Source organism: Glaciimonas sp. OK215 (assembly GCF_057787885.1).
Genome location: NZ_CM173544.1, coordinates 4,457,233 through 4,479,723, shown reverse-complemented (window position 1 = coordinate 4,479,723; position 22,491 = coordinate 4,457,233). Strand labels below are relative to the sequence as shown.

Here is a 22,491-nt window from a genome sequence, read left to right as displayed (position 1 = left end):
CTCAAGCTCCCTTCTGGGTGCGCTGTGACGCTTTCAAGCCATACGCCAGATCCTCGATCAGATCGTCGACATCTTCCAATCCGACCGATAAGCGTAAGGTGCCTTCGCCTATTCCAGAGGCGGCAAGTTGTTCGCCGGGGACGCGGAAATGGGTAGTCGAGGCAGGATGGATGACCAATGATTTGGCATCGCCGACGTTGGCCAGATGGGAAAATATTTTCAACGATTCGACCATGCGACGTCCGGCCGCGCGATCACCCTTCAGGTTGAAGGAGAACACCGCGCCGCAGCCTTTGGGCAGCAGGCGGTTGGCCAGAGCATGATCCGGATGGGAGGATAGTTCCGGGTAGGCGACCGACTCGACGGCATCATGGCGCATCAGAAATTCGACCACCTTACGGGTATTGGCGACATGCTTTTCCATTCTCAGGGCCAATGTTTCGACTCCTTGCAAGATGGCGAAAGCATTGTGCGGACTCATCGCCGCGCCAAAGTCGCGCAGGCCTTCGCGCCGAGCCCGTAAAGCAAACGGCGCAATGGTCGATTCCTCAGAAAACACCATGCCGTGAAAGCCGTCATATGGCGCGCACAACTCGGCGAAGTGGCCGCTCTTGTCGTAGGCCTGCTGCCAGTCGAAAGTGCCGCCATCAACCAGCAGGCCGCCGACAGCGGTGCCGTGGCCGCAGAGAAATTTGGTGGCCGAGTGAAATACCAGGTCGGCGCCATGATCGAACGGGCGTAGCAGGTAAGGAGTGGTGAAAGTCGAATCGACCAGCAGTGGCAGGTAGTGTTCATGCGCCAGCGCTGCAACGCGCGGAATATCGAGCACATCGAGGCCGGGGTTGCCAAGGGTCTCTCCAAATAACACTTTGGTATTCGGCTCAATTGCAGCGCGCCAGGCATCCAGATCGCGCGGATCGACGAAGGTGGTGCGGATGCCGAAGCGTTGCATGGTGTAGGCCAGCAAATTGTGCGAGCCGCCATACAGCGCACGCGACGCCACTACGTGCGAGCCGGCACCGGCGATCGTTGCCAGCCCCAGGTGTAGCGCGGCCTGACCGCTGGCCACCGCAATCCCGGCAACGCCGCCTTCGAGTGCGGCGATGCGTTCTTCCAGCACTGCGTTGGTCGGATTCGAGATGCGCGAATAGACGTGGCCGGCACGTTCCATATTAAACAGTGAGGCCGCGTGGTCAGAGTCCTTGAAGACGAAAGCCGAACTCAGATAAATCGGTGTCGCGCGGGCGCCGGTGGCGGGGTCGGGGACGGCGCCGGCGTGGAGTGATAAAGTATCAAAGCCAGGTGGTTTGGGAGTGCTCATGAGGACGGTTTCTCCTATCGATCTGCGAGGTTCAATATTGGTCCGGGAACGACTTCTTAGTGCGGGATTCCGCGTGCGGTAGTCTGGCGCTGGATTTTTCGCCGGGCTTAAGTTACATTCTAGGAGCCTGTCGACGCTTCCTAAGTCCGACAGGCTCCTCGATACAAGCATAACAAGCAAAGGCAGGATGACCCAATGAAAGTTTCGGAGATACTCAAAGTCAAAGGCAACATCCTCTACACGGTGACACCGGAAACGCCGCTGCTGGAGGCCGCTAACACGATGGCCGAAAAAGACATCGGCTCGCTGGTGGTGATGGAATTCGGTACGCTGGTCGGCATGCTGACCTTCCGTGAAGTATTAAACGCAGTCCATCAGAATGGCGGCGCAGTAGGCAACAACACCGTGCGCAAACATATGGACGATAGTCCGATCACGGTCACGCCGGATACCGAAGTCAACGAAGTGCGGCGCATTATGCTGGAACGCCATGCGCGTTACGTCCCGATCATGGATGCCAAAACCTTGCTCGGCGTCATGTCGTTTTATGATGTTGCGAAAGCCGTGCTGGATGCCCAGGGTTTTGAAAACAAGATGCTGAAAGCGTATATCCGCGACTGGCCTGAAAATATCGCGTCGCCTGACGACTGAGTCGTCGTAGCGTAGTAACAACGCCGGAATATCGAAAAGAACCGTTGGTGGCAAAAATGCGCTGCCGACGGTTTTTTTGTACCTGTCGTTGGCATGTTTGAATCAGCACACGCAACCAGGTTCTGGTTGTTTGTCGTTGCCAAAATGACAGTTGTGGATTGATGGGCATCATTGCTTTCTACCTGCTCTGCGCAGGCTCCTGACGTACAATTGCCAACGTAGAAATCCTTCATACCAAACACCGCTCATGCACCCATCCAGCCGACCCAATCAATTCACCCTGCTGCGCCAGCGCCGCTTCGCTCCCTTTTTCTGGACGCAGTTTTTCGGGGCCTTCAATGACAATGTCTTCAAGACGGCATTGTTGACGATCCTGACCTACGACGCGCTCAGCTGGACCAGCATGGATGCTGGCTTCCTGAACAACCTGATTCCCGGCCTGTTCATTTTGCCGTTTGTGTTGTTCTCGGCTACGTCGGGCCAATTCGCCGACAAATTCGAAAAATCACGCATCGCGCGCAATGTAAAGGTGCTGGAAATCGCCATCATGTCGCTGGCAGCGCTCGGCTGGATGACGCATAACCTGTGGCTATTGATTGCGGCGGTGGTCGGCATGGGTTTGCATTCGACGCTGTTCGGTCCTGTCAAATACGCCTATTTGCCGCAGCAGTTACATAAAGATGAATTGATCGGCGGCAATGGCGTCATCGAGATGGGCACCTTCGTCGGTATTCTGCTGGGTGAAATCATCGGAGCGGTGCTGGTGGTACGCAAGCCGTGGGGAATCGAGCTGGTGGCGGGGGGCACGATTACCGTTGCTATCGTCGGCTGGCTTTTCAGTCGCCGGATTCCGTTGACGCCGGCACCCGAACCCGACCTGAAAATCAATTGGAATCCGATCACCGAAACTGCGCGCAACCTGCGCTTCTCGCGTCAAAACCGCCCCGTATTTCTCGCGATGCTGGGCAATTCCTGGTTCTGGTTTTACGGTGCCATCATGCTGGCCCAATTTCCGTTATATGCAAAAAACTATTTGCATGGCGATCATAGTGTTTTCGTATTGTTGCTGACGGTGTTTTCGCTCGGCGTCGGCGCCGGGTCGTTGCTATGCGAGCGACTCTCCGGCCGCAAGGTGGAAATCGGACTGGTGCCGTTCGGTGCGATTGGCTTGTCGGTGTTTGGTTTCGATCTGTTTCTCGCGAGCGGCACTTATACCAATACCGCTACGGTGGACCTGATTGGCTTTGCGGCGCAGCACGGCAGCGGCCGGATTCTGTTCGACTGCGTGATGATCGGGCTGTTCGGCGGTCTGTATATCGTGCCATTGTTCGCCGTGATCCAGACCCGTTGCGACCGTGCCCATCTGTCGCGGACGATCGCCGGGATGAATATCATGAACGCGTTGTTCATGGTGGTCGCCGCGCTGGTGGCGATGGTGTTGCTGAAGATGGGCCTGACGATTCCGCAGATTTTCATGGTCACAGCGATCCTCAACGCCATCGTCGCTATCTACATTTTCTCGGTGGTGCCGGAATATATGGTGCGCTTCCTGGCCTGGATCTTGATACACACCATTCACCGCGTGCGTACCGTTGATATCAGCCGGATTCCGGAAGAAGGCGCAGCCGTGCTGGTGTGCAATCACGTCAGTTATGTCGATGCCGTCGTGATCATGGCCGCCAGCCCGCGACCGATTCGATTCGTGATGGATCATCGCATTTTCAAGATACCTTTCCTGGCGTGGCTGTTCAGAAACAGCAAAGCGATACCGATCGCACCGGCCAAGGAAGATCCGGCATTGATGGAAAAAGCGTTTACCCAAATCGCCGCAGCGCTGGCAGATGGTGACCTGGTCTGTATTTTCCCGGAAGGTAAATTGACCCGCAACGGCGATATCAGTGAATTCCGCGGAGGGATCGGAAAAATTATCGCGCGCACTCCGGTCCCGGTGATTCCGATGGCCTTGCGTGGCTTGTGGGGCAGCATGTGGACGCGTAGCGAAGGCAATCCCTTTGGGCGCTCATTCAGACGCGGACCATTGTCGGTGCTGGAGCTGGCGGTGGGCACGTCGGTCGCACCGGCGGAGGCAACGCCTGAGTACTTGCAACAGAAGGTGCAGGATTTGCGCGGCGAGTGGAAGTGACGATGGCGGCAACTCCGCATGGCGCGCAGGCAACCCAGTCACGTCAGGCGATTACCGGCTGGCTGCACCAAAAGCAGCTGTCGCCTATGGCTGCGGAGCATGCATTGCAGTTGTCCGGTGAATTGCCGGATGGTAGCGATTGGAAGCATTTTCTGGAGAAGGTTTTTCTGTTTGGCGGCGCCTTGTTCCTGGCAGTCGGTGTGATTTTCTTCTTCGCGTTTAACTGGCAAGCGCTGCCGCGGCTGGCCAAATTCAGTTTGCTGCAGGGATTATTGATCGCCGCGGCGTTGCTGGCCCGGCATTTCACGGTCGACACCTTGAAGGGCCAGGCCGCATTGCTGGCGGCGATGTTGTTGTGTGGGGCGCTGCTGGCCTATTTTGGCCAGACCTACCAAACCGGCGCCGACTCTTACCAATTATTCGTGACCTGGAGTGTGCTGATTTTTCCTTGGGTACTGGTGTCGCGCCTGAATGCCGCCTGGTGTCTGTGGCTGGGATTGCTGAATCTGGCATTGGTGCTGTATCTGGGACGCGTAACGTTGGGCTTCTTCGGCGTCCTCGGGATTGGCGCCCGCTTGCCATTGTCATTATTCTGGCTGAACGTGCTGGTGTGGGGCGCTGCTGAAATCATCTTGCAGCGCAGCCATCCGCAAGCTGACGTCGCGCTCAATTTGCATAGATACCGCTGGTTTATCCGGTTTGCCGGTTTGCTGGTGTTGGCGGTGTTGTCATTCGGCATCCTGAATCTGATTTTTTCACTTGATCGCATATCTGACCGGTCAGCATGGCAGTGGTTAAGTTCTGTTGCGATGCTGGCTGCGCTGGCCGGTTTTTTCGCGCGGTATCTTACGCGCCGTGATTTGCTGTTGCTGACAGCCAGCTGTCTGGCGCTGATCGCGCTGGGAACCGGGCTATTGAGTGAGTTGTTTTTTTCCGGTCGTGGCGATAACTGGCTCGGCGGTTTGATGACCATCGGACTGTTTCTGGTTGGTGCGTCGAGCGCAGCAGCGCTTTGGTTGCGCAGCCTGCAGCGGGGCTGGAGCAATGAGGGGCACGCATGAGAGGTGAGAGTGCAAGTTGACGCAATGAATACTGACATAAATGTTGGAAAGCCCGCCATGGGACCGTCTCGGATCTGGCAGCAGTTGCGTGCTGAAGGTTGGGTCGAGGCGGACCAGGTTCCGGCATTGTTGTCGGGACAGGCGCCGGCTCCATGGTATGTGCGCTTGATGCTGGGCATTTGCGGCTGGTTGGGCGGCTTGTTCCTGCTGCTGTTTTTCGGCTTTTTCTTAATCGGTCAGTTGCGCCACGGCGACAGCGTTTTGCTAGTCACGGGGCTGATCCTGGTTGGGCTGGCCTGCGTTATTTATTATCGGATAGGCCGTAACGATCTTGGACAGCAGTTTGCGCTGGCGCTCAGTCTGGCGGGTCAAGGGATGTCGGGTTTCTGGCTGTTCGCGACCTATGGCGTGAATGTCGCCTGGCCGTTGTTTTGTATTGCGCTATTCCAAATGTTTTTGGTGGCGCTGATGCCGAATTTTTTGCATAGACTGCTGAGTACATTTTTTTCGCTGCTGGCATTCCACGTCGGTTGCCTGATGTTGTTCGGGCCAAGTCCGGTGCTGGCGATTTGCGCCGGACTGGTTGCACTACTCTGGCTGGATGAATCTCACTGGCAACGGCGATTGCGGCAGGCATTTGTCCCGATTGCAGTTGGACTGACGCTGGCGCTGGTGTGTCTGGGGGTATGGCTACCATATTCGTTGCTGATACAGGTCGGTAATGGTCATCGCTATGATGGTCTGGGCGATGGCCTGTATCGATGGTTATACCTGCTCGATCCGATTGTGGTCGGGTTGATATTTTTGGCGCTGGTCGCACAGTTGACGCATAAACTGTCGCCAGCGCTGCGGAGTGCGGCGCTGTTGTGTGGACTGGCGTTGGCTATCCTGGGAGCCTGGACCATCGGTCTGGTCCTGGGGGCGATGCTGATGCTGCTCGGATTTGCACGGGGCCGACTACTGTTGACCGCGTTCGGCATTGCGGCGTCGCTGTGCTATCTGGCGTGGTTTTATTTCGCTCTGCAACTGAGCTTGTTGACCAAGGCCATCAGTTTGATGGTGATCGGCGGGTTGCTGCTGCTCGCGTATTTCGCCTTGCGGCGCTGGTCCCGGGAGATGAAAAATGATTGATCGAAGTACCGTGAAACACAATCGGGGCGGGTTGATATTGATTGGGTTGATGTTGATCCTGGCTGCGATCAACCAGGCCATCTGGCACAAGGAGCAGGTACTCAAATATGGCCGGAGTGTGTCGCTGGCCCTGGCGCCGGTCGATCCGCGCTCTTTGATGCAGGGCGATTACATGGCGCTGGACTGGCAATTGGCGCGGGATATTCAGGCGGCCACCCCGACGTTGCCGGAGTCGGGCAAGGTCGTGGTGTCGGCCGCATTACCTGCGAAATTTATCCGGCTCGATGATGGCAAGCCGCTGGCGGCTGGTGAAGTACTGATCGAATATCGTTTGCGCAATGGCCGGGTACGAGTGGTTTCGGATGCCTATTTTTTCCAGGAAGGTCAGGGCGCGGCTTTCGAGGCTGCCCGTTACGGGCTATTCCGCGTGGCGCCGGATGGCCAGGCGTTATTGGTCGGCTTGCAGGACGATCACCTGAACCTTATTCGGCCAGCGCTGCAAATGCCAGCGAAGATGGTTAAAGAGTCAACAGAACAGCCACCCAAGTAACTGTAGCGCCGCCGGCACTGGTAAAATTATCCTTTTATGCCTTTTTATCAGGATCACCATGCCCGGCAATACCTTCGGTTCCCTGTTTACCGTTACCAATTTTGGCGAATCCCACGGCCCGGCGATCGGCTGCGTAGTGGATGGCTGCCCTCCGGGCCTGGAGTTGTCGGAAGCTGACATCCAGCCGGATCTGGATAGGCGCAAGCCCGGCACCTCGCGTCACGTAACGCAGCGGCAAGAGCCGGACACCGTCGAGATTCTGTCTGGCGTCTACGAAGGAAAAACCACCGGTACGCCGATCATGTTGCTGATTCGCAATCAGGATCAGCGCAGCAAGGATTACGGCAACATCGTCGAGACCTTCCGCCCCGGTCATGCCGACTACACGTATTGGCAAAAATACGGCATCCGCGATCCGCGCGGCGGCGGTCGTTCGTCAGCCCGTCTGACGGCGCCGACAGTGGCGGCGGCGGCGATTGCCAAGAAATGGTTGCAGCAACAATACGGCACTACTTTCAAGGGTTGCATGAGTCAGTTGGGCGAAATTCCGATTGCCTTCGAATCCTGGGAGCATGTCCGCGAAAATCCGTTCTTTGCAGCGAATGCCAGCCAGATCGCTGATCTGGAAGACTACATGGACGCCTTGCGCAAGGATGGCGATTCGTGTGGCGCACGGATCAACGTCGTCGCATCCAATGTGCCGGTCGGTTTGGGTGAGCCCTTGTATGACCGGCTCGATGCCGATATTGCCTACGCGATGATGGGGATCAATGCAGTCAAGGCAGTGGAGATCGGCGCCGGTTTTGAATCGGTGCTGCAAAAAGGGTCGGTGCATGGCGATGAAATCACACCGCAAGGATTTTTGACGAATAATGCCGGCGGCATTCTGGGCGGGATTTCAACCGGTCAGGACATTACCGTGACGATCGCCATCAAGCCGACGTCCAGCATTCGTACCCCGCGTCAGTCTATCGACAAGCAAGGCACGCCAACCATCGTAGAAACTTTTGGCCGTCACGATCCCTGTGTCGGCATTCGCGCGACACCGATTGCCGAGGCAATGCTGGCGCTGGTGCTGATGGATCATGCGCTACGTCATCGTGCCCAATGTGGGGATGTGACAGTGCCGCGACTGGTCACGCCTAACTAATTATTTTCGCCAGCAGGCTGGTCTGGCCAAGCTCTGCCTGGTCCGGAATGGTCATGAATGGTGCCGGATCGTGATGCTCGGCAGGGCGGACCAGCTGTTCTGTTCCGAGGTCGGGGTAGGCTGCAACCTGATCGCGGCCATTGCGTTTGCAAAAATAAAGCGCTTTGTCCGCTTCGCTGATCATTGTTGCCAGCGGTTGGGCCTCGGTATTATCGAGACCGTCACGACCGCTGACGCCGATACTCACGGTAATCGCGATATTGCCGCCGCATTTGGCTTCAACCGGATGCCGACTTAGCTGTAAGCACAGTCTCTCGGAAAATAACTTCGCATCTATCAGGCTGGTATTTGGCAATATCACCAAAAATTCCTCACCGCCCCAGCGCGCTACCACATCGGTTTCACGCGACGCCGTGGAAATCGAGGCCGCAATGTCCATCAACACATCGTCGCCGACTTCATGACCGTAGGTATCGTTGATGGTTTTGAAGTGATCGATGTCGACCATCAGGACGGCCAACGGCTTCCGTACAATCAGACTCTCACTGATCAGGGCGTTACTTCTTTCATAGACGGCGCGTCGATTGGACAGTTTGGTAAGAGGATCGTGCTGTGCAATATTCTCCAGATAGTGGCCGATCTGATAGCGCTGGCGGGCGGTTTTGTCCAGAAAATGGGCGCTCATGACCGATGCGACCAGCGCCATCAGCAGGAACACCGAATTACTCCACAGCAGTAAACCATGCAGGCCCGCAACGCTCATGATTGCCATGACGATGCTGGCAAGAGGAGCGTAGATCGCGAGTGCGTGCCTTCTGTCGAGTGCGAAATACGCGCTGAGCGTCATGAACATCAGTAATCCGCAGTAGCCATATACATAGCCTTGTTTCACCAACAGCAGGCTGGCCGCGATCGATAGCGTGCCGGCACCGATCATGATGCCGATCAGCCATTGCAATTGCGTGTGGTCACGACTGAGCCTTGCAAGGAAGGCGCTTGCCAGCATAATGATGACGGCCGCGATGCGGAGATACAAGGTAATCAGGCCGGCATCGGGATCCAGTGTGCGGTCCCAAAAGAAAAACAGCAGTAGCGGAACGCAATACGGGAGGATGCCCGGCAGAAGGATGTGTTTCATGGTTTCACATCGCGAACGCTGATACGCCGTTTCCATCTCGGACGTAAAAATGGGAGCGCTTATCGATGTGGAAAAGCTACGCATCTTGTTGTTATCCCTGTATCCGGCCGTCGCTCTTAAGGTCAGTGCCGTCAGATTATTCTAGGCATTCCTGGTAGCTTTTGGAAATTATTTGTGGTCGGGAACGCGTTTGTTTTAGAAAGGTTGCTTCACCTCACTAAATTGCTGTCATTTTTCTACTAACCGGTTCTTTAATATGCTTGATGTGTTGTTACTTTTTTGCGGCAATCTGCTGCTTGGCGGTGTTTTGGGCGCAGTTGGCGGTCTGTTTGGTATCGGCGGCGGCCTCATTGCCATCCCGGTGCTGGGCATGTTGTATGGTATGGATCAGCAGTTGTCGCAAGGCACTGCATTGGTGATGGTGGCGCCGAATGTCCTGATCGGTTTCTGGCGCTATCGCCAGCACAATCGATTGGATTTGCGCGCGGCTGGAGTGCTTGGCGCTTCGGCGGTGCGGTCTCCGGTTTTTTTGGCGTTGGTGGCGGGGTCGTCGCACCGCCCGCGCTGGTGGCATTTTTCGGCATGACGCAAACCGCTGCCCGAGCGTCGCCTGAGGCTGTGCTTCAGCATCGCGCTGATCGTGCTGTCTGGATGGTTGATGTTGCGCGGATGACGCTGGTGCGGGCGCCATTGTCACACTCTCCAAGCAATGCTTGCCGACCTGCGAATGTTGGAATATCGTGTACTTGAGTCAAGTTTCTTATTCAGGTAGTTGAAGCATTATAGGCAGCTAGAGCGACCGGTTCTTGGAAGGACCGATTGCGATGAGGAGGCGACATGGTGGATACACTTTCGACTGCGGCGATGGCGGCTGGTTTGTCATGGGCCAGCGGTATTCGCTTATACATGGCGTTGTTCGTAGCGGGTTTGTTCGGGCGCCTGGGGTGGATTACGCTACCGCACGCACTTGACGTGTTGCAGTCGCCCTGGGTGCTTGGGGTCACCGGCTTACTCACGCTGGTTGAATTTCTGGCCGATAAAATTCCCGGGCTGGATTCAATCTGGGATGCGATCCAGACATTCATCCGGATTCCGGCCGGTGCGGTGCTCGGTGCTGCTGCCATGGGACATATGGATCCGGCCTGGACTACTGCGGCGGTGTTGCTCGGCGGCACTTTTGCCGCTGGCGCGCACGCCACCAAGGCGGGCAGTCGTGCGATGATCAATACTTCGCCCGAACCATTGAGCAACTGGACCGCCTCATTTGCTGAGGATGCGACCGTGCTCGGTGTTCTATGGGCAGCGTTTTTCCACCCTTGGGCGCTGTTCGGATTTCTGCTGTTATTCTCTATTTTTGCAATCTGGTTATTGCCCAAGTTGTGGCGTGGTCTGCGCTGGGTTTTTCATAGGCTTAGTACATGATTCTGCAGTCCCTGCGCATGACCCAACGCGACTGGCGTGCGGGTGAATTACGGTTCTTGCTGGTGGCGTTGATCGTGGCGGTGGCGGCATTATCGTCGGTCGGTTTTTTCGTGGACCGGATGCGGGCGGGATTGGCGCGTGACGCGCATCAATTACTGGGTGCAGATTTGTTGATTGGTGCCGACCAGCCGGTTAAGCCCGGCTGGCGCAGTGAGGCGCAACGGCGTGGCCTGACAATTGCCGACACGGTGGTATTCCCGAGCATGGCACTGGCCGGCGCGGGGGATGATGCAAGATCCCAACTGGCGTCGCTGAAAGCAGTATCCAGTGCTTATCCTTTGCGTGGCAATCTGCGTGTCACCAACAAGCCGGGCGGTCGCGAGATCGTCACGCGTGCGGTTCCCGCTGCGGGCACGGTCTGGGTTGATGCGAATATCCTGACAGCGTTAAATCTACAGGTCGGCGCGCCGCTCAAACTGGGTGATCGCAGCTTTACCATCGCGCACATTCTGTCGGTCGAGCCGGATCGCGGCAGCGGCTTCGTCAATTTTTCGCCGCGAGTGATGCTGTCGCTGGCCGATCTTGAATCCACCCATCTGGTGCAAGACGGTTCGCGCGTCACTTATCACTTGTTGCTGGCGGGTGCCGCGCCGCAAGTGCAGGCATTCCAGGATTGGGTAGAGGCAGAGATCGCGCGCGATAACCTCAAAGGTGTGCGGATTGAGTCGCTGGAGAATGCGCGTCCGGAAATGCGGGCGACGCTGGATCGGGCTGAGCAGTTCCTGGCGTTGGTTGGCTTGCTGTCGGCCATGTTGGCGGCGGTTGCCGTGGCGATGGCTGCACGCCGTTTCATGTTGCGCCACCTGGATGCCTGCGCGATGTTGCGCTGTCTGGGATTGACGCAGAATCAGGCGACGCGGCTGTATCTGTACGAATTTTTATTCATCGGCCTGATTGGTAGCGTACTCGGTGCACTGGTCGGTTTCGGCGCGCATTTTGTGTTGCTCGAATGGCTGGGGAAGTTTGTCTCGCGTGATTTGCCGTCGGCAAGTTTTATCCCTGCGTTGCAAGGTGTCGCCACCGGATTGCTGCTGTTGCTCGGTTTTGCCTTGCCGCCCATTCTGCAGCTACGCAATGTGCCGCACAACCGCGTGATTCGACGCGAACAGGATGCGCCGCAAGTGACGGTACTGGCAACGTATGGCTTGGGCACGCTAACCTTTATCGGCTTGCTGTTATGGCAGGCCGGCAACGTCAAGCTGGGTTTGCTGACCGCGCTCGGGTTTCTCGGCGGTTTCGCGGTATTCGCTTGCATTTCCTGGCTGGCATTGAAGTCGTTGCGCTTTTTGCGCAGCGTCCTGAAACATCCTAGCTGGCGTTTTGCCTTGACCGGTCTACAACGCCGTCCAGGGGCGACGATCGTGCAAATAGTGGCATTGGCACTTGGCTTGATGGCCTTGCTCTTGCTCACAGTGATACGCGGTGACCTCGTCAGTGCCTGGCGTCAGACGACACCTGCCGATGCACCGGATCGCTTTGTGATTAATATCCAGCCCGACCAGCGTGCTGACATTCACCAGCGGCTGATTGCCGGCGGTGTGCCGCAACCGAATTTGTATCCAATGATTCGTGGTCGTCTGACGGCAATTAACGGCAAGGCGATCACGCCGGAGACGTATCAGGAAGATCGGGCCCGGCGGTTGGTGGACCGCGAATTCAATTTGTCGACGATGATCGATGTGCCGCCAAAAAATAACATCATCGCAGGCGCCTGGTACAAGGATGATCAGCCGGAAGCTTCGGTTGAAGAGGGACTGGCGAAAACGCTGAAGCTGAAGCTAGGTGACAAATTGACGTTCGATATTGCCGGCCGGGCGGTGAGTGCGCCAATTACCAGCTTGCGTAAGCTGGAGTGGGGCTCGATGCAGGTGAATTTCTTCGTCATTCTGAATCCGAAAGCGATGCTGGATATGCCGCAGACCTGGATTACGGCGTTCCGTTTGCCGCCTGCCCACAGCAACCTCGCTAATCAGCTGACGCGCGACTTTCCGAATCTGACCATTGTGGATATCGGCAGCATCATCAAGCAATTGCAGGACGTGGTTGACCAGGTGGTGGCAGCGGTTGAATTTCTATTCTTGTTTACGCTGGCTGCGGGCGGACTGGTGTTGTATGCGGCGTTGCTAAGCTCACAAGGAGAGCGGACGCGCGAGGCCGGTTTGCTGCGGGCGCTGGGTGCTACCCGTAAGCAGTTGTCACATGCGCAGTGGATTGAGTTTGCGTTGATTGGTAGTTTGGCGGGGTTCCTGGCGGCGAGTGGGGCCGCGGCGACAGGCTGGGCGTTGGCGCATTACGTGTTTAGTTTTACCTGGACGTTTAGTCCGGTGATATGGCTTGCGGGGATGGGCGCAGGAGCGGCTTGTACGTTTATCGGCGGATGGATAGGGCTGCGCAGTGTATTGTCGCAGCCGCCTTTGCAGACGTTGCGGGAGGCGTGAGCCATTCGGTTGGCGGTGATTGTTGATCGAGTGTAAGCATGCTTGAGACAAAGTCTGAAGTTCAATTGCATTCAAGTAACACATGCGCCAGGCGCGCTGCCACCTTTGCCGTGAGTCCATCGCGATCATAGGTTGGATTGCATTCTGCAATGTCGGCGGCGATAAGCTTGCCGGAATCCTTGGCGACCCGGATCAGGTATTCCACCTTTTCAAGCGGCATGCCATAGGCGGCAGGTGCGGAAACACCCGGCGCCTTCTCCGCAGGCAACACATCTAAATCGACTGTCAGGTACACATAGGTCGCAGCGGCGAGTTGCTCCTGCAGCGCATGCTCGATATCGGCGAGGTCGCCAACAGCGATTTCGCTATCCAACTTGAAGCGCACGCCCAGTTCTTGAGCCCGGGCAAAGAGTGCGGGCGTGTTACCCAGTCGGCTGATTCCATAGCAGAGATAATGAAACTCAACACCGGCCTGATGACACCATTCCGCAATCTGTGTAAACGGCGTGCCCGAGCTCGCTTGATCGGCTTCTCGCAAATCAAAATGCGCATCAAAATTGATGATCAGCAATCGACCTGTACGCAAGCGCTGATCCAGATGGCGCGCGATGCCAAGGAAGGTGCCGTAAGCCACTTCATGGCCGCCACCCAATACCATTGGGAACGCTTGTTGTGCAAGGGCTTGCTGCACCCGGTCGGCCAGACGGAGTTGCGCTTGCTCCAGTTCGCCATCGGTGCAAGTGATGTTGCCGGCGTCGAACAAGCGTTCAATCGAGTGCGCCGGAAGACCGGCCAGCATGCGCCGGATCGCATCCGGCCCTTGTGCTGCACCGACGCGTCCATGATTGCGGCGCACTCCTTCGTCGCAAGCAAACCCGATCAACGCGGCGCCGCCTCTGGATGCAGCATCGAATGGCAACACGACCTGATGCAGGCGACGGGTGTCGCCTGCACGGTCAGTATCTTGCCGGCCGGCCCACATGGAGCGATCCATCATGCGTTGCTTTGCTGATTGCGCGACAGCACCGCCTGCAAGAAGCTGCGGGTACGGTCTTCGCGGGGGTTGACGAAGATTTGCTCAGGCGGCCCCGATTCAACGATGCGGCCGTGATCCATCACCACGACGACATCCGCAACTTCGCGCGCGAATCCCATTTCATGCGTGACGACCAGCATTGTCATGCCTTCGTTGGCAAGCGCCTTCATCACTTGCAGCACTTCGCCGACCAGTTCCGGGTCCAGCGCTGAAGTGGGCTCATCGAACAGCATGACTTGCGGCTTCATCGCTAGCGCACGGGCGATCGCGACCCGCTGCTTTTGTCCGCCGGACAGGTTCGCAGGCATCGCGTCCGCCTTGTGCGCCAGTCCGACTTTGGTCAGCAGTGCGTGTGCCAGCGCTTCCGCGCTATGCTTATCCATACCCTGGATCTTGCGCGGCCCGACTGCAACATTCCCCAATACCGACAAATGCGGGAACAGATTGAACGATTGAAACACCATGCCGACTTGTTCCCTGAGATGGTTCAACTCATGGTCGGGAAGCATGCGTCCATCGGTCAGCAGCTTTTTGTCGCAGATTTCGATATTCCCTTCTTCGGCCACTTCCAAGCCGTTACAGCAACGCAATAACGTGCTTTTCCCCGAGCCGCTGGGTCCGATGATGACGATCACCTGGGATGGATGCACTTCGAGGTCGATGCCGTGCAAGATGCGGTTACCCGAAAACGATTTGCCCAGCCCGCTGAGTTTAATGATGGATTGTTTCATTGCACTGCTCCTCCTGCCCGCAAGTGACGTTCAATTCTTTGCAACGCCATGCTGGTGATGCTGGTTAACACCAGGTACGCCAGGGCGATGGCCAAATACACTTCCAGCGAACGATACGAAACGCTGATGATTTTCTGGCCTTCGTGCATCAGGTCAGCGATGGTCAGTAACGAGACCAGTGCAGAGTTCTTGATCAATGCGATGAATTCATTGCCCAAAGGCGGAATCATGCGCACGATCGCTTGTGGCAGGATGATGGTCCGCATGGCCGTTCCGGACGACATGCCAAGCGAACGCGCGGCTTCCATTTGCCCCCTCTCAATCGATTGAATCGCACCCCGGACAATTTCCGAGACGTAGGCGCCGGAGTAAATTCCCAACCCGAGAATGCCACATACAAAGGCTGGCAGCAGGATGTTGAGCTCGGGCAGGCCAAAGAACAGCAGGAACAACTGCACCAACAGCGGGGTGCCGCGAATAAAAGTGACATAAGTCGTACATAGTCCGTAGCGTAGCCGTTTGCTTGGATCAAGCCGGCCCATCCCGACCAGCAACCCGAGCACGCAACCCATCAGCAGCGACGCCGATGTAATCTCCACCGTGACCAATGCGCCACGCGCCAAATCACTCCAGCCGGCGATGACCGGTAAAAAATCAAGGCTCAATTGCGTTTCTCCTCGTTCAAAATCGATAGCGATATTGTGGTGGTTGGCTGCGATTATTTCGCAGACGCATCAAGCCATTTTTTGACCAGTTTGTCGTAGCTGCCGTCCAGTTTGGATTTTTTCAGCGCCGCATTCAAGGCCCGGGTCAGCTCGGGCAAATCCTTGCGTACCGCGAAACCATACAATTCGACGCTGACCGGCTTGTCGATCACTTTCACGCCGGGCCGGACCTTCACATATTCCAAGGCCGCCGGTTTCCCGGTTACCGCGGCGTCGGCGCGTCCGATTTCAACCAGATTAAACATTTCCTGGTTTTTTTCGACTTCCACACGCTCGATTTGCGGGAAATACTCCTTGAGGTAGTTCACTGATTTGGTGCCGACCTGAACTGCGACTTTCTTGCCGTTCAGGTCGGCGGGCTTGTGGATGCTGCTGTTGTCGCTCTTGACCACCATGACCAAGCCGCCCGGATAATAAGGATCAGTGAAATCCACCACCTTGCGCCGGTCTTCGGTGATGTAGATGGCCGAGGCGGCGACGTCGAACCGTTTCGAAATCAATCCCGGAATCAGGCCTTTGAAGTCAATGTCGGTCCATTCGACTTTCTTGCCCATGGATTTGGCCAGCGTCTCCATCAATTCGATATCGAATCCGGTTCTTTTCCCCTCTTTAGAAAACTCGAAGGGAGGGAAAGTCGAATCGGTGACGACCCGAATGACTCCCGCAGACTGGGCGTTGGCCAACGTCGGCACGATCAAACTGGCTGCGACCAACAGTGCAACGAAAAAACGGCGATGGTTCATTTTTGTCTCCTGGTAGAAATATTTATTTTGTTGAATCAATACAACTTTAAGCGTTCACTGATGGCGAGTGCAGCCTTGACCGTCAACGCAATCAATTCTTGTTGCCTGCCTTCGGCTCTGATTGCCGGCGACATCAAGGTAATGGCGCCCACCATGTGATCCGATTTGCTGAAAATGGGCGCGCTAATACCCCACACGCCCATATCGACCTCGCCCTCGCTCACCGCATATCCCTGAGTGCGTATCTTCGACAATTCCTCACGCAGGCGCTGCTCTTCTTTGGGCTGTCCGGACAATTGCCCTGCAATCACCTCATCGGCCATCAATCCAGGCAAATGCGCCAGCAAGGCTTTAGCGGAAGCGCCACGCAGGAGTGGATGGGAACGTCCCTTCGAAAATGAACAGCGCAACGATTGCTGGCTTTCCACCATGTCAAGACACATCACTTGATTGTTGACGGCCACCATGAGCCCGACGCTCTCCCCACACTTGGTCATCAATTGCTCCATTTCCGTGCGTGCATTGGTGACGAGATAAGAGGTGTGATCAAAGCCCCAGGCAAGTTGCACGCTGAGCGGGCCAGGGGCGTACAGATTGTCTTGTTCTTGTACCAGGCCCCATTTCTTGAGAGGAAGCAAATGGCGGTACAGTGTGCTTTGGGGTAATTTCGTCGCCTCCTTAAGCTGCTTTACGGTGACCGGCTTACCGTGCCTGGCGATGACGGAGAGCAGCATCAATGGCCGCTCGCTAGTAGGAGCAGCCGAATGCGCGTTCTCGCGATCTGATGAAACGATTTTATTCATGTACTTATAATCGAACATAATTCTCACAATTACAAATAATATTCCCGAATTGCGGGAATAATTCATTTGTGAATTGATGCACTCAGAATAAGCGCAGAAAACCTGGTTCGCGTTTTCAACTTCAAAAGCAACTTCAACGTCCCTTGCGTTATCATTCCGTTCCATGACTATTGATAAAAATTCCCTCTCTGACGCGCTTGAACAGGCGCCGCCGGCTTCCATCTATGCACTGATCGGCGGCGGCGAGCGGTTGCGTGAACTGGTTGACCGGTTTTACGATTTGATGGATCTGGAGCCTGAATTTGCGGGTATCCGGGTGCTGCATCCGACTTCGCTGGATGGTTCGCGTGACAAGTTTTATTGGTTCTTGTCTGGCTGGAGCGGCGGACCGGATTTGTTTGTCGAGCGCTTTGGTCATCCGCGTTTGCGGGCACGTCACTTGCCGTATGCGATTGCGACGCCTGAGCGTGATCAGTGGCTGCGTTGCATGGCGCTGGCGATGCAGGATGTCGGGCTTGATGAGGTGTTGCAGCAGCGCTTGCTGGCATCGTTCTTCGATACTGCCGACTGGATGCGGAATAAAGCCGACACGCATGTGTAGCCTGCGGTCGCAACACACATTTCTCTATGGGTTGCCGATGCAGCCCTTTTTTTTGAACTGACACCATGACGCTAACTGAAATTATTCTTTTGTTTTTTATTGCGGCCATCATCATTGTGCTGCAGGTGATTGCGATCTGGCGCAGTGGCCGTGGCGCCAACGATGATGCGCAACTGACGCAGTTGAGAAATGACTTGTTGCGTCACCAGCAGGATATCGGTGAGCGCAATGAGCGCGAACTGCGCAATCAGGTGCAAAGCAGTGCGCAGAGTACGCGTCAGGAACTCGGGGCGAATTTCGGACAACTGCAACAGACGCTGGCAGCGCAAATGACCAGCGTCGCTACGCTGCAAAATAACCAAATCGACACCTTCGCGCAACAACTGGTGAAGCTCAATGAAACCAACGCCCAGCAGCTCGACAGCATGCGGCTGGCGATGAATCAGCAGGCGCAGACCAGTCGCGAAGAACAGGCCCAGTCACTGCAGCGTTTTGGCGCTACGTTGAATCAGACTCTGGCGACGCTGACTGAATCGAATGCGCAGCGGATGACGGAAATTCGCACCACGCTCGAGGCCAGGATCAAGGATCTGCAAAACGATAACGGCTTGCGGCTCGAAGAAATGCGCAAGACCGTGGATGAAAAACTGCACGCAACGCTGGAGAAGCGTCTGGGCGAATCGTTCCAGATCGTCTCTGAGCGGCTGGAAAAGGTACATCAAGGTTTGGGCGAGATGCAGCAGTTGGCGATCGGCGTCGGTGATCTGAAACGGGTGCTGACCAATGTTAAAACCCGCGGTACCTGGGGCGAGGTACAACTCGAAATGTTGCTGGAGCAGGTCCTGACGCCAGAACAATATGCGAAGAATGTCGAGACCGTTCCCGGCAGCGGCGAGCGGGTTGAGTTTGCGATCAAGTTGCCCGGCAACGATGCCGGCAACACCCCGGTATGGATGCCGATCGATGCCAAGTTTCCGAAGGAACAGTACGAACGGCTATCCGATGCGGCGGATCGTGCGGATGCTGAGGGTGTGGCGCTGGCTGGCCGTGAGTTGGAGCGTGCGGTACGCGGTGAAGCCAAAACCATCGCTGAAAAATATCTGTCGCCGCCGCTCACCACGGATTTTGCGATTTTGTTTTTACCGACCGAAGGTTTGTATGCGGAAGTGATGCGGCGTCCCGGTTTGGCGGACGATCTGCAGCGGACCCATCGGATCAGCATCGCTGGTCCGTCGACCTTATCGGCATTGCTGAATAGCTTGCAGATGGGTTTCAGGACATTGGCGCTGGAGAAGCGTTCGTCGGAAGTCTGGCAAGTGCTGGGCGCGGTTAAAACCGAATTCGGCAAGTTTGGCGATGTGTTGGCCGCAACCAAATTGACCCTTGAGCGCGCCGCCAAAAATATCGATCAGGCGGAAGTGCGCAGTCGGCAGATGGCGCGTAAATTGAAGTCGGTGGAGGCACTGCCTAGCGAAGCGGCACAAATGTTGCTGGGCAAAGAACCGGAACAATTGCAAGACGAAGAAAGTTGATCTGCTTCGTCTTTGACGCGTCGCTATGCCGCCACTGCAGGGCGGCATAGGCAGATGCTCAAGTCAGACCATCAAACAAAATCACCTCGACCTGATCGCCCACTGCGACGTCGCTTTGATCATGCGCCAGCACGATCATGCAATTGGCTTCGGCCATTGAGCGCAGGATGCCGGAGCCTTGGGCGCCGGTCGGTCGCACCGACCATTCACCACTAATCTGGCGCGTAAGTATCCCGCGCTGGTATTCGGTACGGCCGGGTCTTTTGCGGATCGCCGATGCTGACGACACCTGCATGAGAGGGAGCGGCGCCGGTTGTGCACCCATCAGGTGCAGCAGCGCATCGCGCGCAAAAAAATAAAACGACACCATGACTGCCACCGGATTGCCGGGAAGGCCAAAAAAAACGGCCGGTTTGCCAGCGCTGTTGATGGCGCCAAATGCCAGTGGTCGACCGGGGCGCATGCCGATTTTCCAGAACGCGACTTCGCCTAACTGGGCCATCATCCGCCGGGTATGGTCAGCGTCGCCGACCGAGACGCCGCCGGAAGTGATGATCGCGTCAGCGTTTTCGGCGGCATTCCGAAATGCGCTTTCCAGTGCCTGTGGATCGTCAGCGACCACGCCGATGTCGATGATGTCGCAACCTAGCCGGGTCAGCATGCCGTACAGGGTGTAGCGATTGGAGTCGTAGACGCAGCCGGGATCAAGCACTTCGCCAACCGAACGCAACTCGTCGCCTGTCGAGAAAAAAGCCACGCGCAGGCGCCGTTGCACCGGCACTTCGGCGATGCCCAACGAGGCCAGCAAACCAAGATCGGCAGGGCGCAGAATGCGCCCTTTTTTTAGCGCGGCGGCACCGGCTTGCAGATCCTCTCCAGCCAGACGGCGGTTGGCGCCGGCTTTGACTGCACCGCAAGCAATGGTGATCGATACGGCCGGATTGCCAGTGGTTGCGCTAACGAATTCTTGCGGGATCACGGTATCCAGGCCCTCTGGCATCGACGCGCCAGTCATGATGCGTATCGCCTGGCCTGCGCCCACCTTGCCTTGATATGCACGTCCGGCATGCGCCGTGCCGATAACTTCGAGCACCGTGTCGCCGTCGGCACGCAAATCATCGCCATCCAATGCATACCCGTCCATTGCCGAATTGTCGTACGCAGGGACGCTGATGGGCGAGATAATGTCGCTTGCCAGGACCCGATCAAGCGCGCTACGGATGGCCACCTTCTCCATCGCATTGATCGGTGCGATGCAGCGGCGGATGATGGCTTGCGCCTGGCTGACAGGCAGCGCTTCGGGATCGTAGCCGGAGACGCAACTGATCGCCTCGGTCAGCGATGATGGGGATGGCGGCACGGTTTGGGGATTGGATAGCTTGGTCATCGGTTATTCGTCGGCTTCACGTAGTTCATCGGGCGTATTGATATTGCGGAATGCCAGCGCATCGGCGAATAGTACTTCGGTGTAATGCAAGCGCCGATACCAGGTTTCGATCTTGCGTCCGCCATCTTCTAAAAAATGATTCAGATCGACGATCAGTTCGGCTTTCAGCAACATGAAAACCGGCTGCACCTGAATGGTATTGATGTTGTGGCCGACGCCAGCGGTGATCGCAACCGCCAGGTCTGCATTGGCGTTTTGCCGCGCTGCGCTCAATGCCGAAACTAAATTGGTCGGCAGAAACGGCGAGTCGCAGGGAGCTGTCACCAGATAGGGTGTCTGACAGCGGAGCAACCCTGCCTGTATGCCTGCCAGCGGTCCGGAAAACTCGTCGTTTTCATCGGGCCAGACCGGCAACCCAAATTCAGCATACGCGTTCAGGTTACGATTGGCATTGATCATCAGCGCTGCAACTTGTGGCGCTAATCTTGCGATCACGTGCGCTACCAGGGGGACATCGCCCAGCAACTGCAAACCTTTGTCGACGCCGCCCATGCGACTGCCGCGACCACCGGCGAGGATCAGACCTGTGATTTGATCGATGTGCATAGAGTGGCGGGGTGCAGTCTGCAGGTGGTGGCTGGGAACGATGGAAAAGGACGCGAGGAATGAGGCTACGCCGATAAAGCGTAGAAAATCATCCGCCGATATACGACATTTCTACTTTTTTTCGTGGCGGCGCCAGGCCGTCGGTATTTTGCGTTCGCAATTCGGAATAGCGGTCGTTTCTGACGCGCCAGAGCTGGCCGATGACAGTGGCAATCTCGGCATCGCTGCCGTTGCCTCGTAGCAGTGCGCGTAAATCGTGTCCTGCACTCGCGAACAAACAGGTGTACAACTTTCCCTCGGTTGACAGGCGGGCACGGCTGCAGTCGCTGCAAAAGGCTTGGGTGACGCTGGAAATCAGGCCGACTTCGCCGCTGCCATCCTGATAACGCCAGCGCTGCGCGGTTTCGCCGGTGTAGTTGGCGGCTAACGGCGCCATCGGGAATTCACTTTGTATCCGTTGTACTACTTCTGCAGAAGGTACGACCTCATCCATTTTCCAGCCATTCGAAGCGCCGACATCCATGTATTCGATGAAACGCAAAATGAACGGCGAGTTCTTGAAGTAACGCGCCATCGGCAGGATTTCCTGATCGTTGACACCGCGCTTGACCACCATGTTGATCTTAATCGGACCGAGCCCGACCTGATGCGCGACGTCCAATCCGTGCAATACGTCCACCACCGGGAAGTCGGCGTCGTTCATGTGTTTAAAGATGGTGTCGTCTATCGCATCGAGCGAGACGGTCACGCGCTTTAATCCGGCATCTTTCAATGACTGGGCTTTTTTTGCCAGCAGTGAACCATTGGTGGTCAGCGTCAGATCGAGATCCTGTCCGTCCGGCGTCTTCAACGCACTGAGCATGCCAATCAGTTTTTCTATGTGCTTGCGCAAAAGCGGCTCGCCGCCGGTCAAACGAATTTTCTGCACGCCGTGCGCAACGAACAGTCTTGCCAGACGTGTAATTTCCTCGAATGACAGTAACGCCGTATGCGGCAGGAATACGTAATCCTTATCAAAGACCTCACGCGGCATGCAATATACGCAACGAAAATTGCAGCGATCCGTCACTGAAATGCGCAAGTCATGCAGCGGCCGCCGCAATGCATCCGTGATGAGACCCGTTGGTGTTTCAAGTACGGTCGGAAGAGCGGGCGGGAGAAGGCGGTGGTCAGTCAGCGGGATGACTTTTTTAGTCATATTGTCTATCTGGAAAATGCTGGAAATGTCGTGGTATTTTTAAGTGTTTGCGTTCTGCGCAAGT

Annotated in this window: 20 protein-coding genes and 1 pseudogene; 11 read left to right on the top strand and 10 right to left on the bottom strand. The window is 56.3% G+C overall.

The window, feature by feature from the left end; all coding sequences use genetic code 11:
• Position 1: 1 nt before the first annotated feature.
• The gene (locus AC3CHX_RS20750; RefSeq protein WP_488629894.1) at positions 2-1,321 is read right to left on the bottom strand and encodes an O-acetylhomoserine aminocarboxypropyltransferase; all 1,320 of its coding nucleotides are present in this window, start codon (positions 1,319-1,321) and stop codon (positions 2-4) included.
• A 195-nt stretch (positions 1,322-1,516) separates the two neighbouring features.
• Between AC3CHX_RS20750 and AC3CHX_RS20745 the strand changes: the two genes are divergently transcribed.
• The 6 genes from AC3CHX_RS20745 to aroC all read left to right on the top strand — a co-directional run bounded on the left by AC3CHX_RS20745 (position 1,517) and on the right by aroC (position 8,007).
• Positions 1,517-1,972: a CBS domain-containing protein gene (locus AC3CHX_RS20745; RefSeq protein ID WP_488629893.1), complete on the top strand. Its 456-nt coding sequence runs from the start codon at positions 1,517-1,519 to the stop codon at positions 1,970-1,972.
• A gap of 247 nt (positions 1,973-2,219) precedes the next feature.
• Positions 2,220-4,115: an MFS transporter gene (locus AC3CHX_RS20740; RefSeq protein ID WP_488629892.1), complete on the top strand. Its 1,896-nt coding sequence runs from the start codon at positions 2,220-2,222 to the stop codon at positions 4,113-4,115.
• A 2-nt stretch (positions 4,116-4,117) separates the two neighbouring features.
• A complete protein-coding gene (locus AC3CHX_RS20735) occupies positions 4,118-5,176 on the top strand; it encodes a DUF2157 domain-containing protein (protein ID WP_488629891.1) in 1,059 nt (352 codons plus the stop codon).
• Positions 5,177-5,233: 57 nt separating this feature from the next.
• Positions 5,234-6,307, top strand: coding sequence for a DUF4401 domain-containing protein (locus tag AC3CHX_RS20730; RefSeq protein ID WP_488629890.1), 1,074 nt, complete (start codon positions 5,234-5,236; stop codon positions 6,305-6,307).
• Complete coding sequence (locus tag AC3CHX_RS20725; protein WP_488629889.1) at positions 6,300-6,857, top strand: GDYXXLXY domain-containing protein; 558 nt, start codon at positions 6,300-6,302, stop codon at positions 6,855-6,857. The genes AC3CHX_RS20730 and AC3CHX_RS20725 overlap by 8 nt, the downstream gene beginning before the upstream one ends.
• A gap of 58 nt (positions 6,858-6,915) precedes the next feature.
• Complete coding sequence (gene aroC, locus AC3CHX_RS20720; RefSeq protein WP_488629888.1) at positions 6,916-8,007, top strand: chorismate synthase; 1,092 nt, start codon at positions 6,916-6,918, stop codon at positions 8,005-8,007.
• On the opposite strand, the gene AC3CHX_RS20715 is transcribed toward aroC, so the two are convergent.
• The gene (locus AC3CHX_RS20715) at positions 8,000-9,145 is read right to left on the bottom strand and encodes a GGDEF domain-containing protein (protein ID WP_488629887.1); all 1,146 of its coding nucleotides are present in this window, start codon (positions 9,143-9,145) and stop codon (positions 8,000-8,002) included. The two genes, aroC and AC3CHX_RS20715, sit on opposite strands and share 8 nt — an antisense overlap.
• A 256-nt stretch (positions 9,146-9,401) precedes the next feature.
• Between AC3CHX_RS20715 and AC3CHX_RS20710 the strand changes: the two are divergent.
• The 3 genes and pseudogenes from AC3CHX_RS20710 to AC3CHX_RS20700 all read left to right on the top strand — a co-directional run.
• Positions 9,402-9,748: pseudogene (locus AC3CHX_RS20710) on the top strand (TSUP family transporter); the annotation flags it as partial.
• A gap of 234 nt (positions 9,749-9,982) precedes the next feature.
• Positions 9,983-10,567: a DUF4126 domain-containing protein gene (locus AC3CHX_RS20705; RefSeq protein ID WP_488629886.1), complete on the top strand. Its 585-nt coding sequence runs from the start codon at positions 9,983-9,985 to the stop codon at positions 10,565-10,567.
• Positions 10,564-13,065, top strand: a complete 2,502-nt coding sequence (locus tag AC3CHX_RS20700) for an ABC transporter permease (RefSeq protein WP_488629885.1) — start codon at positions 10,564-10,566, stop codon at positions 13,063-13,065. The genes AC3CHX_RS20705 and AC3CHX_RS20700 overlap by 4 nt, the downstream gene beginning before the upstream one ends.
• A gap of 61 nt (positions 13,066-13,126) precedes the next feature.
• On the opposite strand, the gene hutG is transcribed toward AC3CHX_RS20700, so the two are convergent.
• Genes hutG through AC3CHX_RS20675 form a run of 5 tightly spaced genes read right to left on the bottom strand, consistent with a single transcriptional unit; the run spans position 13,127 to position 17,103 of the window.
• Complete coding sequence (gene hutG / locus AC3CHX_RS20695; protein WP_488644884.1) at positions 13,127-14,059, bottom strand: formimidoylglutamase; 933 nt, start codon at positions 14,057-14,059, stop codon at positions 13,127-13,129.
• A complete protein-coding gene (locus AC3CHX_RS20690; protein WP_488629884.1) occupies positions 14,059-14,832 on the bottom strand; it encodes an amino acid ABC transporter ATP-binding protein in 774 nt (257 codons plus the stop codon). The genes hutG and AC3CHX_RS20690 overlap by 1 nt, the downstream gene beginning before the upstream one ends.
• A complete protein-coding gene (locus AC3CHX_RS20685) occupies positions 14,829-15,497 on the bottom strand; it encodes an amino acid ABC transporter permease (RefSeq protein WP_488629883.1) in 669 nt (222 codons plus the stop codon). The genes AC3CHX_RS20690 and AC3CHX_RS20685 overlap by 4 nt, the downstream gene beginning before the upstream one ends.
• 53 nt (positions 15,498-15,550) lie before the next feature.
• The gene (locus AC3CHX_RS20680; RefSeq protein ID WP_488629882.1) at positions 15,551-16,300 is read right to left on the bottom strand and encodes a transporter substrate-binding domain-containing protein; all 750 of its coding nucleotides are present in this window, start codon (positions 16,298-16,300) and stop codon (positions 15,551-15,553) included.
• A gap of 35 nt (positions 16,301-16,335) precedes the next feature.
• Positions 16,336-17,103 carry an IclR family transcriptional regulator gene (locus tag AC3CHX_RS20675; RefSeq protein ID WP_488644883.1) on the bottom strand — a complete coding sequence of 256 codons (768 nt, stop codon included), beginning with the start codon at positions 17,101-17,103 and terminating at the stop codon, positions 16,336-16,338.
• Between the two features lie 163 nt (positions 17,104-17,266).
• Between AC3CHX_RS20675 and AC3CHX_RS20670 the strand changes: the two genes are divergently transcribed.
• On the top strand, positions 17,267-17,704 hold the full coding sequence (locus AC3CHX_RS20670; protein WP_488629881.1) for a group II truncated hemoglobin: 438 nt from the start codon (positions 17,267-17,269) through the stop codon (positions 17,702-17,704).
• Between the two features lie 65 nt (positions 17,705-17,769).
• The gene (locus tag AC3CHX_RS20665; RefSeq protein ID WP_488629880.1) at positions 17,770-19,236 is read left to right on the top strand and encodes a DNA recombination protein RmuC; all 1,467 of its coding nucleotides are present in this window, start codon (positions 17,770-17,772) and stop codon (positions 19,234-19,236) included.
• 58 nt (positions 19,237-19,294) lie between these two features.
• Here AC3CHX_RS20665 and moeA read toward each other — a convergent pair whose 3' ends face one another.
• The 3 genes from moeA to moaA form a co-directional block, all read right to left on the bottom strand.
• Entirely contained in the window at positions 19,295-20,623 is a 1,329-nt protein-coding gene (moeA, locus tag AC3CHX_RS20660) for a molybdopterin molybdotransferase MoeA (RefSeq protein ID WP_488629879.1), read from the bottom strand.
• A gap of 3 nt (positions 20,624-20,626) precedes the next feature.
• Positions 20,627-21,229, bottom strand: a complete 603-nt coding sequence (gene mobA / locus AC3CHX_RS20655) for a molybdenum cofactor guanylyltransferase MobA (protein ID WP_488629878.1) — start codon at positions 21,227-21,229, stop codon at positions 20,627-20,629.
• 88 nt (positions 21,230-21,317) lie between these two features.
• A complete protein-coding gene (moaA, locus tag AC3CHX_RS20650) occupies positions 21,318-22,427 on the bottom strand; it encodes a GTP 3',8-cyclase MoaA (protein ID WP_488629877.1) in 1,110 nt (369 codons plus the stop codon).
• Between the last annotated feature and the right edge of the window lie 64 nt (positions 22,428-22,491).

Bases quoted from the DNA above. Each gene is read 5' to 3' on its own strand.
- AC3CHX_RS20690 (WP_488629884.1), bottom strand. From the start codon at position 14,832: ATGAAACAATCCATCATTAAACTCAGCGGGCTGGGCAAATCGTTTTCG.
- aroC (WP_488629888.1), top strand. From the start codon at position 6,916: ATGCCCGGCAATACCTTCGGTTCCCTGTTTACCGTTACCAATTTTGGC.
- moaA (WP_488629877.1), bottom strand. From the start codon at position 22,427: ATGACTAAAAAAGTCATCCCGCTGACTGACCACCGCCTTCTCCCGCCC.
- AC3CHX_RS20735 (WP_488629891.1), top strand. From the start codon at position 4,118: ATGGCGGCAACTCCGCATGGCGCGCAGGCAACCCAGTCACGTCAGGCG.
- AC3CHX_RS20745 (WP_488629893.1), top strand. From the start codon at position 1,517: ATGAAAGTTTCGGAGATACTCAAAGTCAAAGGCAACATCCTCTACACG.
- AC3CHX_RS20665 (WP_488629880.1), top strand. From the start codon at position 17,770: ATGACGCTAACTGAAATTATTCTTTTGTTTTTTATTGCGGCCATCATC.
- AC3CHX_RS20740 (WP_488629892.1), top strand. From the start codon at position 2,220: ATGCACCCATCCAGCCGACCCAATCAATTCACCCTGCTGCGCCAGCGC.
- mobA (WP_488629878.1), bottom strand. From the start codon at position 21,229: ATGCACATCGATCAAATCACAGGTCTGATCCTCGCCGGTGGTCGCGGC.
- AC3CHX_RS20725 (WP_488629889.1), top strand. From the start codon at position 6,300: ATGATTGATCGAAGTACCGTGAAACACAATCGGGGCGGGTTGATATTG.
- hutG (WP_488644884.1), bottom strand. From the start codon at position 14,059: ATGGATCGCTCCATGTGGGCCGGCCGGCAAGATACTGACCGTGCAGGC.
- AC3CHX_RS20675 (WP_488644883.1), bottom strand. From the start codon at position 17,103: ATGAATAAAATCGTTTCATCAGATCGCGAGAACGCGCATTCGGCTGCT.
- AC3CHX_RS20715 (WP_488629887.1), bottom strand. From the start codon at position 9,145: ATGAAACACATCCTTCTGCCGGGCATCCTCCCGTATTGCGTTCCGCTA.
- AC3CHX_RS20730 (WP_488629890.1), top strand. From the start codon at position 5,234: ATGGGACCGTCTCGGATCTGGCAGCAGTTGCGTGCTGAAGGTTGGGTC.
- AC3CHX_RS20670 (WP_488629881.1), top strand. From the start codon at position 17,267: ATGACTATTGATAAAAATTCCCTCTCTGACGCGCTTGAACAGGCGCCG.
- AC3CHX_RS20680 (WP_488629882.1), bottom strand. From the start codon at position 16,300: ATGAACCATCGCCGTTTTTTCGTTGCACTGTTGGTCGCAGCCAGTTTG.
- AC3CHX_RS20705 (WP_488629886.1), top strand. From the start codon at position 9,983: ATGGTGGATACACTTTCGACTGCGGCGATGGCGGCTGGTTTGTCATGG.
- AC3CHX_RS20700 (WP_488629885.1), top strand. From the start codon at position 10,564: ATGATTCTGCAGTCCCTGCGCATGACCCAACGCGACTGGCGTGCGGGT.
- AC3CHX_RS20750 (WP_488629894.1), bottom strand. From the start codon at position 1,321: ATGAGCACTCCCAAACCACCTGGCTTTGATACTTTATCACTCCACGCC.
- moeA (WP_488629879.1), bottom strand. From the start codon at position 20,623: ATGACCAAGCTATCCAATCCCCAAACCGTGCCGCCATCCCCATCATCG.